The sequence below is a fragment of the Streptococcus sp. GMD1S genome, from assembly GCF_000296875.1.
Lineage (GTDB): Bacteria > Bacillota > Bacilli > Lactobacillales > Streptococcaceae > Streptococcus.
Window position 1 is genome coordinate 1 of record NZ_AJQY01000301.1, and the last position, 536, is coordinate 536.

The 536-nt window shown below is 46.3% G+C and carries 1 protein-coding gene; it reads left to right on the forward strand.

Annotated elements, in window-relative coordinates; translation table 11 throughout:
* A partial coding sequence (locus GMD1S_RS08900) for a sensor histidine kinase (RefSeq protein WP_000316068.1) occupies positions 1–536 on the forward strand: 536 nt, incomplete at both ends.

A 536-nucleotide genomic window follows, 5' to 3' on the forward strand; every position in this document is an offset into this window, starting at 1 on the left:
ACTGATTGGACGGTTATAGGCGTGTCTTCGTTGGAGAAGTTAGACCAGGTTCGGAGCCAACTCATGTGGACCTTTCTTGTTGCTAGTGCTTTATCTCTTCTTGCCTGTATCTGCTTGGTGTGGTTCAGTCTTAAACGCTGGATTGCTCCTTTGAAGGACCTGAGAAAAACCATGCTGAAAATTGCTTCTGGTACACAAAATCTGCGTGCTAAGGAAGCTGGCGCCTATGAACTGAGAGAAGTGACTCGCCAGTTTAATGCCATGTTGGATCAGATTGATCAGCTGATGGCAGATGTGCGCAGGCAGGAAGAAGCGACCCGGCAGTATGAACTTCAAGCCTTGTCAAGCCAGATTAACCCCCATTTCCTCTATAATACTTTGGACACTATCATCTGGATGGCTGAGTTTCAGGATAGTCAGCGAGTGGTTCAGGTGACCAAGTCTTTGGCAACCTATTTCCGCTTGGCGCTCAATCAAGGAAAGGATTTGATTTCTCTTTCTGATGAAATCAATCATGTCCGCCAGTACCTCTTTAT